This is a genomic window from Dactylosporangium sp. CA-139066 (genome assembly GCF_050936175.1).
In the GTDB taxonomy this organism is placed as follows: Bacteria; Actinomycetota; Actinomycetes; order Mycobacteriales; family Micromonosporaceae; genus Dactylosporangium.
Genome location: NZ_JBNJNH010000001.1, coordinates 9,034,159 through 9,046,371, shown reverse-complemented (window position 1 = coordinate 9,046,371; position 12,213 = coordinate 9,034,159). Strand labels below are relative to the sequence as shown.

The window sequence follows — 12,213 nt, the reverse complement described above, 5'->3', positions numbered from 1 at the left end:
CGATCACAGTGTGGCGGCGCCGTCACTGCGGGTGAGATCGCAAGATCGGCTTTTTTCGCGTCGGCTAGCATAGGTTCAGGAACAACGAGGAAGCCCGCGCGGGACCGGCTCCTACCGTGCCGCCTGGCGCACCGACGCGGTGCCGGACAGCACCGGCGTGACGGCCGCCGCCGGCAGCGAGACGGTCACCTCCAGGCCGCCGCCGTCGAGCGCGACCGCGCTCACCCCGCCGCCGTGGGCCTCGCACACGGCGCGCACGATCGACAGCCCCAGCCCGGTGCCGCGCGCCCCGGTGCGCTCCCGGCCGCCGCGGCGGAACGGCTCGAACAGCGCGGGCAGGTCGGCCGGCTCGACCTCGAAGCCGGTGTTGCCGACCACGAGCCAGGCCAGGGTGTCGTCGGTGCCGGTGCGGACCCAGATCCGGCCGGCCAGGTGGTTGTAGCGGACCGCGTTCTCGATGAGGTTGCCGGCGAGGCGCTCCAGCAGGGCCGGGTCGCCGACGACGGTGGCCGGCGACAGGTCGGTCTGCACGTCGAGGTTGAGGCGCTGGACCTCCTTGCCCATCGCCGACAGGGCGACCGTGACCCCGGTGGCGAGGTCGGTGTTGACCTTGCGGCCGAGGCGGCGGCCGGCCTGGGCCTCGGTGCGGGCCAGCAGCAGCAGCGACTCGACGAGCGCGTTGGCGCGCATCGAGGCGTCGCGCACCACCGTGGCCATCCGGCGGTACTCCTCGGTGTCGGCCTCCGGGTCGTCCAGGGTCACGTCGACCTCGGTGCGCATCACCGCCAGGGGCGTGCGCAGCTCGTGGGAGGCGTTGGCGACGAAGCGTTTCTGGGTCTCGAACGCGCCCGCGATGCGGTCCAGCATCGCGTCGAAGGTCTTGGCCAGCTCCGCGACCTCGTCGTCGGCGCCGTCGTAGTTGATCCGCGCGTCCATGGACTCGCCGGTCAGGCGGCGCGCCGTGGTGGTGACCCGCTGCAGGGGCCGCAGGGAGCGGCCGGCCACGACGTAGGCGCCGGCGACGCCGACGGCGCCGATGAGCAGCAGCGCCAGGCTGCCGCGGGTCAGCAGCTCCCACTCGGCGGAGTCGACGAGGTCGGTCTGCCACGTCTGCGCGTCGACCTCCTGGCCGTTCTCCAGCACGACCCGGGTGCCGGGCTGCAGCTGGTCGGCGGGCTTGAGGGCGCCGTCGACGAGCAGGTAGGCCAGCACCACGAGGACGAGGCCGGCGCCGATGAGCAGGATGCCGTTGAGCAGCGTGAGGCGCAGCCGCAGCGTGGGGCGGAAGAACGCGGTGCGGCGGGCGTCGTAGACGGTCATTGCGGCTGCCTGGTGCGGTACCCGGCGCCGACGACGGTCTCGATGAGCGCCGGCTCGCCGAGCTTCTTGCGCAGCGTCATCATCGTCACCCGCACCGTCGTGGTGAACGGGTCGGCGTTGGCGTCCCAGACCCGCTCGAGCAGCTCCTCGCTGGACACGACCGCGCCGCGGGCCTTGAGCAGCTCCTCGAGCAGGCCGAACTCCTTGCGCGTGAGGTCCAGGGGGTGCCCGGCGCGGGTGGCGACCCGCTTGGCCTGGTCGAGGACGAGGTCGCCGATGGTGAGCACCGGCGGCGCGGCCGGGGTGGCCCGCCGGCCCAGCGCCTGCACCCGGGCGACGAGCTCGTCGAACGCGAACGGCTTCGGTAAGTAGTCGTCGGCGCCGATCTGCAGGCCCTCGACCCGGTCGGCGACGCTGCCGCTGGCGGTCAGCATCAGCACCCGGGTCAGCGCCCCCGAGGCGACCAGGTCGGCGCAGATGTCGTCGCCGTGCATGCCCGGCAGGTCGCGGTCGAGGACGACGACGTCGTAGCGGGTGACCATCGCCATCTCGTGCCCGGCGGTGCCGTCGTAGGCGACGTCCACGGCCATGCCCTGCCGGCGAAGCCCCCGGACGATCGCGTCGGCGAGATTCGTCTCGTCCTCGATCACCAGCACGCGCACGCCCTTCACCTCCGCCGATCCGGGCCAGTCTGGTGCAGGGGACGTGAAGTCCCCGTGAAAGCCCTGTGGTGCCAATGTAACTACCCGGGCAACCGCCAGAGGTGTACCGCATCGCCGCCGGCCAGGCACGACAGCCGGTGCTGGCGCACCGAGCAGCGCGACGGGATCGCCGCCACCCGGCCGAGCGGCGTGATCATGCCGGTGCGCAGGTCGATGCGGGCCAGCCGCGACCCGTCGCCGTCCGGCCGCTGGATGATCGCCGCCGGGACCTGCGCGGTGCCGAGGTCGTCGTCGTCCGTACCGTTGCTGGCCGTCGGCACCACCGCCCACCCGGCCAGATCGGTCCGGTCCGCGCCGGTGTGCCAGTCGACGACCCGCACCCGGGTGAAGTCGTCCCGGTCGCGCGCGACGAGCACCCCGGGCCCGGCCGCGTCCAGCTGCAGCGGCCGCCGCCACACCTGCTCCCCGGTCGCCGCGTCGAGCACGGCGAGGTCACGCCAGTTCGGCACGCAGACCATCGGGCCGCAGGCGACGACGACCGGACCGTAGGCGATCTCGGCGATCGGCGCCTGGTCGCTGGAGGAGAAGAGCCGGTTCCAGAGGTACCGCAACCCGTCCCGCCGGTACGCCGTGATCATCGCCCCGTCGGCCCGCACCGCCACGATGACCAGCAGGTCCCCGACGATGCGCACGCTGGTCGGCGGCTGCCCGGCCAGCTCGTCGACGTCGGCGACCGCGGTGACCGCCCCGGTGACGGCGGAGCGGATCTCGGCCCGCCCGCCCTGGTACCACACGGCGAACCAGCCGCTCCCGGGCCCGTCCGGCGCCACCAGCCGCGCCCCGCCGGCCAGGTCGAACGCCCACCGGACGTCCCCGGTCTCGGCGTCGACCCCGGCCAGGTGCACCGGCGCCGGCGCCGCATTGCGCGGCGGTACCACGGGCGGGCACTCGGCATTGCGGTCGTCCACGGTCAGCAGCCCCGGCGCCTCCCCGGCGGGCCCGGCGACGACGGCGATCGGCGCCCCGGAGCGGCGCCACCGGGTGCCCCCGGTCGCGGGGTCGAGCCGCTCGAGGCTCCACCCGAGGGTGTCGGTGCAGGGCCGGTGCCGCACGTAGGCGCGGTCGGCGGCGAGGTACACCTGCCCGCTCCCGCCCGGCAGCGACCGGCTCCACCGGGAACGCCCGGTCGCCCAGTCGAACGCGGTGAGCGCCGGCGACTCCCGCAGCGCGTACAGCGCCCCGCGGTCGGCGACGAGCGCGGAGGCCGGCTGGGCGAGCACGCCCATGTCCTCGACCGCGGTCGCCGGCCGCGACCCGGTGGCGAACAGGATCACCAGGGCCAGCACGCCGATGAGCGGCCACTGGCGGCCGCTGGCCGGTTTCGGCACCGGCCAGTCGAGCACATCCCCGTCCACCCGCCCGTGTGACTCACCGAGGTCGATCAGCTCACCCACCGCTACAGCTTGCCCGTCCGGGCCGTTGGTCACAATTCGGCAACGGATTCTGGCGGAAGATACCCGCTCAAAGCCGGGCGAAGTACTCCCGGGCAGCCGCGACGCCGCCGCCGGCGGCCAGGGCGACCATCAGCGCCGCCCGCGCCTTGCCCGCCGGCAGGCCGCGGGAGCCGATCGCGCCCACCGCGCCGGCCAGGCCGGTGCCCAGCGGCCGCTCGTCGAGCCCGGCCCGGCCCGCCCGGGCGCGGGAGGCGACGACGACCGGGATGTCCCAGTCGGTGAGGTCGCTGATCGCGGCCAGCAGCGAGGCCGGCACGTTGTACGCCCCCGTGCCCTCCAGCACCACCCCGCGCGCGCCGGCGTCGGTAGCGGCGATGAGCAGGTTCCCCTCGATGCCCGGGTACGCCCGGATGAGCGCCACCTCCGACTCCGGCTCCCCGCGCGGGTCGGGCGGCCGCGGCGGCGGTGCGGCGAGGACCTCCACGCGCGAACCCCGCACGCGCCCGAGCATCGGGTGCGGCGCGGACGACAGCCCGGCCGGCGAGTCGGCGTCGAGCAGCGTCACCCAGCGCCCCGCGTGGACCTCGCCGCCGAGGCACACGAGCGCGCCCGCGCCGGCGAACGCCGGGTCGGCCGCGACCGTCAGGGCGTCGGCGAGGTTGCCGGGGCCGTCGCTGGACACGTCGTCCAGCGCGCGGACCCCACCGGTGAACACGATCGGGCCGGGGCCGGCGACGAGGTCGGCGAGGCAGGCGGTGTCCTCGATGGTGTCCAGGCCGTGGGTGACGACGACGCCGTCGAAGCCGGCCAGCGCCGCGCGGGCGCGGCGGGCCAGGTCGGCCATCGTGCCGGGCGTCAGGTCGAAGGCCGGCTCGGCCATGACGTCCTCGACGGTCACGTCGGCGGCCAGGGCGGGCACCGCGGCCAGCAGCTCGGCGCCCGTGGCGATGCCGGGGGGCCGGCGGCGGTACGACATCAGGTCCTTCGTCGCCAGCAGCAGCAGGCGCGGCGTCACGCGCGCTGCTCCAGGCGTTCGATGCGGGCGGTCAGGTCGGCCAGCACGGTCGTCACCCGGTCCAGCGGGGAGGCCTGGCTGGCCTGCAGGTGCACGTAGCCGGCCAGGGCGGCGGCCACCGCCCGGCGGGTCAGGCGCAGCTCGGCGCCGAGGGAGCGCAGCGCCTGGCCGCCGGCGCCGTCGGGCTCGGCGACGAGGCCGAGCAGGAGGTGCTCGCAGCCGACGTAGTTGTGGCCGAGCGCGGTGGCCTCGGTGACGGCGAGCTCGAGGGCCCCCGCGGCCGGGACGCTGAAGCGGCGGTCGCCGCCGCCGGGGCCGGCTGCGTCCTCGGCGAGGTTGCGGGCGGCGAGGTCGGCGGTGACCCGCGCGGGCTCGATCTCGATCGCGCGCAGCACGTGCAGCGCGAGGTTGCCGCCCTCGTCGATGAGCCCCTGCAGGAGATGGCCGGTGCCGACGTCACCGGGGGAGGCCGCGGCGGCGAGGCGCAGCACGGCGCGGGCGCGCTGGGTGAAGCCGGGCAGGCGGGCGGCCAGGGCGGCGTCGTCGAGGTCGCCGAGGACCGTCTCACGGATCGCGGTCACGCGGCGCACGGCCTGCTCGAGCGCGCGCTGGCAGACGGCGGAGACGGGCACGCCGGCCTCGCGGACGGCGTCGGCGAGCTCGTCCGGGAGGTACACGTTGATTTTCGGCATGACCCCTATATACCCCCACTGGGGTTATAGCGTCTACCCGATGGGGGCGCCGTGGGCGCGCATGAACGGCAGCGGGTCGACGGCATTGCCCGGCGTGGTCGGCGGCGTGCTCACGTGGACCTCGAAGTGCAGGTGCGGGGCGGAGGAGTTGCCGGAGCTGCCGACGTAGCCGATGACCTGGCCGGCGGCGACCTGCTGGCCGGGCTGGACGACGCCGCGGTGGACCATGTGGCAGTACAGCGTGGAGACGCCCCCGGCGTGCTGGATCTTCACGTACCAGCCGCAGCCGCCGACGGAGGCGCTGCCGACCTGGTCACAGCTGTGGCCGGCCTCGATGTTGCACACCACCTCGACGACGGTGCCGGCCGCGGCGGCGCGGATCGGGGTACCGACGAAGCTCATGAGATCGACGCCGACGTGATTGGGGTTGGTCGGCGTGCGGAAGCCCGGCCGCGCGGTGAAGCCCGGCAGCGGGCTCACCCACCTGCCCGCCTCCGTGCCCGGCGCGACCGCGGGCGTGGACGCCGGGGCCGGGCTCGCCGCGCAGGCCGGCGGGGTGACGCCGCGATTGACGTAGGCGTCGGCGACGTACGCACCGGTGTCGAGGCGGTCCCACTGGTCCGTGGTCCGCATCGTGCCGATGATCACCTCGCCGCGCTGCTGGCAGGCGATGTTCAGCGCCGTGCCGTTGGGCAGCGCGCCGAGGATGGCGGCCGTCCGGCCGGGCCCGCCGCGGGTCTTCAGCGGGATGGCGCCGGACGCCACGGCGCCCGCCGTGGTCGGGGTCGCGTGGGCCGCCTGGGCCGTCGCCGGTTGACACGCCGGCAGCGGTACCCCCGGAGCCCGCCGCACCCACGCATCGCTCACGTAGGTCCCGTCGGTGAGCCGGTCCCACTGGTCGGTGACGCGGACCGGCCCCTGGTCGATGAGCTGCCCCTTGACCTGGCACTCGATGCTGACGCCGGCCCCGTTCGGCAGGGTGCGCAGGGAGGTCGTCCACACGGCGGCACCGGCCCGCACGTTGAGCGGCCGCTTGGGCGACACGACCGTGGCGGTGGTGGCAGCCTGGGCACTGACCGCAGGCACCAACGCGGCGGCGACGACGGCGACGACGACGACGAAGATCGTTTTGCGCATGGTGCACCCCCGGGGACGAGCGATTCGTGCGCTCGGGCCGGGGGGACCGCGAACCCCGACAACGCTAGGCGCCGCCGGGGTCCGGGATCCGAAATATCCGCCTCTTGTCACCCGTTCGGGGTGTTTCGGCGCTGACGCGGCCCGGGCCGCAACCGTGGTTGCGGCCCGGGCGACGGCCAGGGCCGGCCGCCTGCGCGCGGACGCGGTCCGCAACCGCGCCTGGGCGGGCGGCAGACCGTGGGCGCCCGGGGGACGTGTGCCGCCGTGACACTGTCATCGTGACAGTGTCACCGCGGACCGCGGGCGCACTCAGGGGCCCGCGGATGTGGTCCGCCCTGCGCGGATGCGGTCCGCAACTGCGCCTGGGTGGGCGGCAGACCGTGGGGGCGCGGGGTGAAGTTCCGCCGTGACACTGTCATCGTGACAGTGTCACCGCGGATTGCGGGCGCGCTGAGGCCCGCGGATGTGGTCCGCCCTGCGCGCGGGCGCGGTCCGCAACTGTGCCTGGGTGGGCGGCAGGCCGGAGGCGCGCGGGGGCGTGTGCCGCCGTGACACTGTCAACGTGACAGTGTCACCGCAGATCGCGGGCGCTCTGAGGCCCGCGGATGCGGTCGGCACCTGCGGCAACTGCGTCTGGGTGGGCGGCAGACCGCGGCCGCCCGGGCGACGTGTGCCGCCGTGACACTGTCATCGTGACAGTGTCCCCGCAGACCGCGGGCGCCCTGGGGCCCGCGGATGCGGTCGGTACCTGCGGCAACTGCGTCTGGGTGGGCGGCAGACCGCGGCCGCCCGGGCGAGGTGTGCCGCCGTGACACTGTCACCGTGACAGTGTCACCGCAGACCGCGGGCGCCACGGGCGACGTGTGCCGCCGTGACACTGTCATCGTGACAGTGTCACCGCAGACCGCGGGTCCCGGGGGCCGTGACTGCGTCGGGGCGGCGTGGGTGGCCGCGGGCGCGCGGACGCGGTTCGCGACCGCGCGCCCCGGCTGGGCGGTGCGGGTCAGGCGGCCTTGGGAGCGTTGGCCGCGCCCTCCGGCAGGAACCGCGCGCCGGTGACCGTTTCCGAGATGCCCTCGCGGTCCAGGTACGGGGTGACGCCGCCGAGGTGGAACGGCCAGCCCGCGCCGAGGATCATGCACAGGTCGATGTCGCGCGGGTCGGCCACGACGCCCTCGTCGAGCATGAGGCGGATCTCCCGGGCCAGGGCCTCGGTCGCCTCCGTGCGCAGCTGCTCGGCCGTCGACGGGGTGTCGCCGACCTCGAGCAGGGCGAGGACCTCGGGGTCGGGGTTGCCCTCGGCGTCGGTGAAGCCGCGCTTGCCGGCCTCGACGACGCGGGCGAGGTTGGCCGAGACGCCGAAGCGGTCCGGGAACGCGTGGTGCAGCGTCTCGGCGACGTGGTGGGCGACGGCCGGGCCGACCATGGTGAGCAGGGCCATCGGGCGCATCGGCAGGCCGAGCGGGTCGAGGGCCGAGTCGGCGACGTCGATCGGGGTGCCGCGGTCGACGGCGGCGGTGACGACGCCGAGGAAGCGGGTCAGCAGCCGGTTGACGACGAACGCGGGGGCGTCCTTGACCAGTACCGAGGACTTCTTCAGCGCCTTGCCGACGGCGAACGCGGTGGCCAGGGTCGCGTCGTCGGTCCGCGCCGCCCGCACAATCTCCAGCAGCGGCATCATCGCGACCGGGTTGAAGAAGTGCAGCCCGACGACGCGCTCCGGGTGGGCGAGGTCGGCGGCCTGCTCGGTGACCGACAGCGACGAGGTGTTGGTGGCCAGGACGCAGTCGTCGCGCACGATCGCCTCGACCTCGGCCCAGACCTGCTTCTTGACCTTGAGGTCCTCGAAGACGGCCTCGAGGACGAGGTCGGCGTCGGCGAACGCGGACTTGTCGACGCTGCCGGCGACGAGGCCCTTGAACTTCGCGGCCTTGCCCGGGTCGAGGCGGCCCTTCGACACGAGCTTGTCGATCTCGGCGTGGACGTAGCCGACGCCCTTGTCGACGCGGGCCTGGTCGAGGTCGGTGAGCACGACCGGTACCTCGAGGCGGCGCACGAACAGCAGCGCCAGCTGGGAGGCCATGAGGCCGGCGCCGACGATGCCGACCTTGTTCACGTCGCGGGCGAGGCCCTTGTCGGGGGCGCCGGCGGGGCGCTTGGCCCGCCGCTGCACGAGGTCGAACGCGTAGAGGCTGGCCCGGGCCTGGTCGCCCAGGATGAGGTCGGCGAGGGCCTCGTCCTCGGCGGCGGTGCCGTCCTCGAAGGAGGCGTCCTTGGCCAGCGCCAGCAGCTCCAGTGCTTTGCTGGCCGAGTTGACGGCGCCGTGGAGGCGCTCGTCGAGCTGGTGGCGGGCGAAGTACAGCACGCCGTCCCACATCTCCCGGTCGATCTCGGGCCGGGTCACGGTGACCGTGCCGTCGACGACGCCCTCGGCCCAGGCGAGGGAGCGCTCGAGGTAGTCGGCCGGCTCGAAGATCGCGTCGGCGATGCCCAGCTCGTGCGCCTGCGCGGGCTTGAGCTGCTTCTGGGTGAGCGGGTTCTGCAGGATGACCTGCGCGGCCGGGGCGATGCCGATGAGGTTGGGCAGCAGCTGGGTGCCGCCCCAGCCGGGCACCAGGCCGATCGCGACCTCGGGCAGGGCCAGCGCGGCCGCGCCCGATGAGACGGTGCGGTAGTGGCAGTGCAGCGCCACCTCGAGCCCGCCGCCCATGGCGGCGCCGTTGACGAAGGCGAAGGTGGGTACCGGCGAGTCCCGGAACTTCTTGAAGACCCGGTGGCCGTAGCGGCCGAGCTCGACCGCCTGGGCGCGCTCGGTGAGCAGGGGCATGCCGGTGATGTCGGCGCCGACGCAGAAGATGTAGGGCTTGCCGGTCAGCGCGATGAACTTCGGGTCGGCGGCGACGGCCTCGTCGATCGCCGCCTCGAGGCTGGCCAGGCCGGCGGGGCCGAACGAGTTGGGCTTGGTGTGGTCGAAGCCGTTGTCGAGCGTGATGAGCGCGGCCCGCTCCCGGCTCGGCAGGGTCACGAAGCGCAGCAGCGCCCTGGTCACGACCTCGTTCGGGTTCGAAAGAACAGACACTGCCGCGCTCACTTGGCGCCCTCCCAGTTCGGGTTCTCCCAGATGACCGACGCGCCCATGCCGATGCCGACGCACATGGCGGTGAGGCCGTAGCGGACGTCGGGCCGCTCGGCGAACTGGCGCGACAGCTGCGTCATGAGCCGCACGCCGGAGGAGGCGAGGGGGTGACCGACGGCGATCGCGCCGCCCCACGGGTTGACCCGCGGGTCGTCGTCGGCGATCCCGAAGTGGTCGAGGAACGCCAGGACCTGCACGGCGAAGGCCTCGTTGAGCTCGAACAGGCCGATGTCGTCGATGCTCAGGCCGGCCAGGCGCAGCGCCTTCTCGGTGGCCGGGACCGGGCCGAAGCCCATGACCTCGGGCTCCACGCCGGTGAAGCCGTAGGCGACGAGGCGCATGCCGACGGGCAGGCCGAGCTCCCGCGCGACGTCCTCGGCGGCGATGATCGAGGCGGTGGCGCCGTCGTTGAGCCCCGCGGCGTTGCCGGCGGTGACCTTGCCGTGCGGGCGGAACGGCGTCTTGAGGGTGGCGAGCTTCTCGAGGCTGGTCTCGCGGGGCGCCTCGTCGACGGTGGCCAGGCCCCAGCCGGTCTCGGGGTCGCGGGTGGCGACGGAGACCAGGTCGGGCTGCAGCTTGCCGGCGGCGTACGCGGCGGCGGTCTTGACCTGGGAGGCGTAGCCGAACCGGTCGGCGCGCTCCTTGGTGATGGCGGGCAGCCGGTCGTGGAGGTTCTCCGCGGTGGCGCCCATGACGAGTGCGGACGGGTCGACGAGCTTCTCGGCGATGATGCGCGGGTTGGGGTCGACGCCCTCGCCCATGGGGTGGCGGCCCATGTGCTCGACGCCGCCGGCGATCGCCACGTCGTAGGCGCCGAAGGCGATGCCGCCGGCGACCGTGGTCACCGCGGTGAGCGCGCCCGCGCACATCCGGTCGATCGCGTAGCCGGGCACGGTCTTGGGCAGCCCGGCCAGCAGGGCGGCGGTGCGCCCGATGGTCAGGCCCTGGTCTCCGATCTGCGTGGTCGCGGCGATGGCGACCTCGTCGACCCGCTCCGGCGGCAGCTGCGGGTTGCGGCGCAGCAGCTCGCGGATGCAGCGGATGACGAGGTCGTCGGCGCGGGTGTTGGCATACATCCCACCGGCCTTGCCGAACGGGGTGCGCACGCCGTCGACGAAGACGACGTCGCGGACTGCACGGGGCACGGGTGTCCTCCTAGCAACGAATTACCGACGATGTTACTCGCCAGTAGGTCGCGCCGGGCTGTGAACCCTTTCACCCGTCATTGCGGTGTCTGTAGCCGTCAGGCCGGGGAACAGGTCACTGCGGCGTCCGCAGCGCCTTCGTCAGGCCGGGGGAGACGAGGGCGACCTGCCACTGCCGGGCGCCGTAGCCGGACAGGACCGCGGCGACGGCATCCTCGGTGAGCTCCTCCGGCGGCGACCAGGCCAGGCGGCGTACCGAATCCGGGGTGATGAGGTTCTCCGGAGGCAGCAGGTGTGTCGCGGCCAGGCCGGTGACCAGCTCCCGGCACCGGGCCAGGCGGGCGGCCGCGACCGGGTCCCGCTCCGCCCACCGGTGCGGCGGGGGCGGCCCCTCCGACGGGGGCGTGGTCGGCAACTCCTTGTCCGGCAGCGCCCGCGCGTCGCTCAGCGCGCCGAGCCACGTCGGGGCGAGCCGGCGCACCGAGCGCCCGCCGAAGCCGGCCAGCGCCAGCAGCGAGCGCTCGTCCTTCGGGTCGGCCTCGGCGGCCGCGATGATGGCCGCGTCGGCGAGGACCCGCCCGGGGCTCGCGTCGCGGCGCTGGGCGATCTCGTCGCGGGCCGTCCACAGCGCCCGCACGCGCGCGAGGGCGCGGGCGCCGCGCACCCGGTGGATGCCCGACGTGCGCCGCCACGGGTCGGCGCGCACCCGCGGCGGGTCGCCGGCCGAGGCGACGAGCGCCGCGAACTCCTGCGCCGCCCAGTCGGTCTTGCCCTGCCGGGCGAGCTCCTCGGCGAGGGTGTCGCGCAGCTGCAGCAGCAGCTCGACGTCCAGCGCCGCATACGTGAGCCAGGACGACGGCAGGGGCCGCGTCGACCAGTCGGCCGCGGAGTGATGCTTCTCCAGGGTGTACCCGAGCAGGGACTCGGTCAGCGCCGCGAGCCCGACCCGCTCGAACCCGCACAGGCGGGCCGCGAGCTCGGTGTCGAACAGCCGGGTGGGCCGCAGCCCGAGCTCGGTCAGGCACGGCAGGTCCTGGCTGGCGGCGTGCAGGATCCATTCCGCCGGCGAGATGACCTCGTCGAGCTCCGGCAGCTGGCCGAAGGGCAGCGGGTCGATCAGCACCGTGCCGGCGCCGGCCCGGCGCAGCTGCACCAGGTACGCCCGGTGCGTGTAGCGGTAGCCGGACGCCCGCTCGGCGTCCACGGCCACCGGGCCGGTGCCCTGGGCGAAGCGCTCGATGGCGCGCGCCAGCTCGGCCCGGTCCGCGATCGGCTCGGGGGTCCCGTCTTGGGGGGCGGTCAGCAGGACGGGCTCGGTCTTTTCGCCCGGTTTACCCGGACTGTCGTCTGGCTCCTCGTCCCGACGCCGCGCGGGGGGTTCGTCGGTCACGCGACAACCGTACGTTGCGCCACAGGTCCCTTGTTGCAGCCGGTCCGGCGCGTCGGCGTTCAGCTGATCTCCGTGCCGTCCGGCGGAGCCGCGTATGGACCGTTATGCGGATTGTCATGTGGACGTTGTGTTGACCTTGTGTGCGCCGCCGGTGTAGGGGACGGACGGACAGACATGGTTGCCGGTACGGTTCGCTGACGTGGCCGGTCAGGTTGTGTACACACGCGGCATCGGAGGTCGCGAGGCTTGTGCCCGCCGTCTA

At 74.4% G+C, this 12,213-nt stretch carries 9 protein-coding genes; all 9 read right to left on the bottom strand.

The genetic code is table 11. The features are described 5' to 3' along the window. Nucleotides 1–111: 111 nt before the first annotated feature. The 9 genes from ACQEVU_RS41395 to ACQEVU_RS41355 all read right to left on the bottom strand — a co-directional run bounded on the left by ACQEVU_RS41395 (nucleotide 112) and on the right by ACQEVU_RS41355 (nucleotide 11,951). Entirely contained in the window at nucleotides 112–1,320 is a 1,209-nt protein-coding gene (locus ACQEVU_RS41395; protein WP_433333650.1) for a sensor histidine kinase, read from the bottom strand. Next, nucleotides 1,317–1,982: a response regulator transcription factor gene (locus tag ACQEVU_RS41390; RefSeq protein ID WP_433333648.1), complete on the bottom strand. Its 666-nt coding sequence runs from the start codon at nucleotides 1,980–1,982 to the stop codon at nucleotides 1,317–1,319. Before ACQEVU_RS41390 ends, ACQEVU_RS41395 begins: the two co-directional genes overlap by 4 nt. Before the next feature lie 80 nt (nucleotides 1,983–2,062). Further along, nucleotides 2,063–3,436 carry a PQQ-binding-like beta-propeller repeat protein gene (locus ACQEVU_RS41385; RefSeq protein ID WP_433333646.1) on the bottom strand — a complete coding sequence of 458 codons (1,374 nt, stop codon included), beginning with the start codon at nucleotides 3,434–3,436 and terminating at the stop codon, nucleotides 2,063–2,065. A 67-nt stretch (nucleotides 3,437–3,503) separates the two neighbouring features. After that, nucleotides 3,504–4,451 carry an asparaginase domain-containing protein gene (locus tag ACQEVU_RS41380; RefSeq protein WP_433333644.1) on the bottom strand — a complete coding sequence of 316 codons (948 nt, stop codon included), beginning with the start codon at nucleotides 4,449–4,451 and terminating at the stop codon, nucleotides 3,504–3,506. Then, complete coding sequence (locus ACQEVU_RS41375; protein WP_433333642.1) at nucleotides 4,448–5,143, bottom strand: Clp protease N-terminal domain-containing protein; 696 nt, start codon at nucleotides 5,141–5,143, stop codon at nucleotides 4,448–4,450. The genes ACQEVU_RS41380 and ACQEVU_RS41375 overlap by 4 nt, the downstream gene beginning before the upstream one ends. Nucleotides 5,144–5,176: 33 nt before the next feature. Beyond that, nucleotides 5,177–6,280 carry a peptidoglycan DD-metalloendopeptidase family protein gene (locus tag ACQEVU_RS41370; RefSeq protein ID WP_433333640.1) on the bottom strand — a complete coding sequence of 368 codons (1,104 nt, stop codon included), beginning with the start codon at nucleotides 6,278–6,280 and terminating at the stop codon, nucleotides 5,177–5,179. 1,003 nt (nucleotides 6,281–7,283) lie between these two features. Continuing rightward, nucleotides 7,284–9,359 (bottom strand): 3-hydroxyacyl-CoA dehydrogenase NAD-binding domain-containing protein, encoded by a 2,076-nt coding sequence (locus tag ACQEVU_RS41365; RefSeq protein ID WP_433333638.1) that lies wholly within the window; start codon nucleotides 9,357–9,359, stop codon nucleotides 7,284–7,286. Between the two features lie 8 nt (nucleotides 9,360–9,367). Then, nucleotides 9,368–10,561: a thiolase family protein gene (locus ACQEVU_RS41360; RefSeq protein WP_433333636.1), complete on the bottom strand. Its 1,194-nt coding sequence runs from the start codon at nucleotides 10,559–10,561 to the stop codon at nucleotides 9,368–9,370. A gap of 115 nt (nucleotides 10,562–10,676) precedes the next feature. Continuing rightward, the gene (locus ACQEVU_RS41355; RefSeq protein WP_433333634.1) at nucleotides 10,677–11,951 is read right to left on the bottom strand and encodes an HRDC domain-containing protein; all 1,275 of its coding nucleotides are present in this window, start codon (nucleotides 11,949–11,951) and stop codon (nucleotides 10,677–10,679) included. Between the last annotated feature and the right edge of the window lie 262 nt (nucleotides 11,952–12,213).

Coding starts and splice junctions, on each gene's coding strand:
- ACQEVU_RS41395 (WP_433333650.1), bottom strand. CDS start 1,320: ATGACCGTCTACGACGCCCGCCGCACCGCGTTCTTCCGCCCCACGCTG.
- ACQEVU_RS41375 (WP_433333642.1), bottom strand. CDS start 5,143: ATGCCGAAAATCAACGTGTACCTCCCGGACGAGCTCGCCGACGCCGTC.
- ACQEVU_RS41370 (WP_433333640.1), bottom strand. CDS start 6,280: ATGCGCAAAACGATCTTCGTCGTCGTCGTCGCCGTCGTCGCCGCCGCG.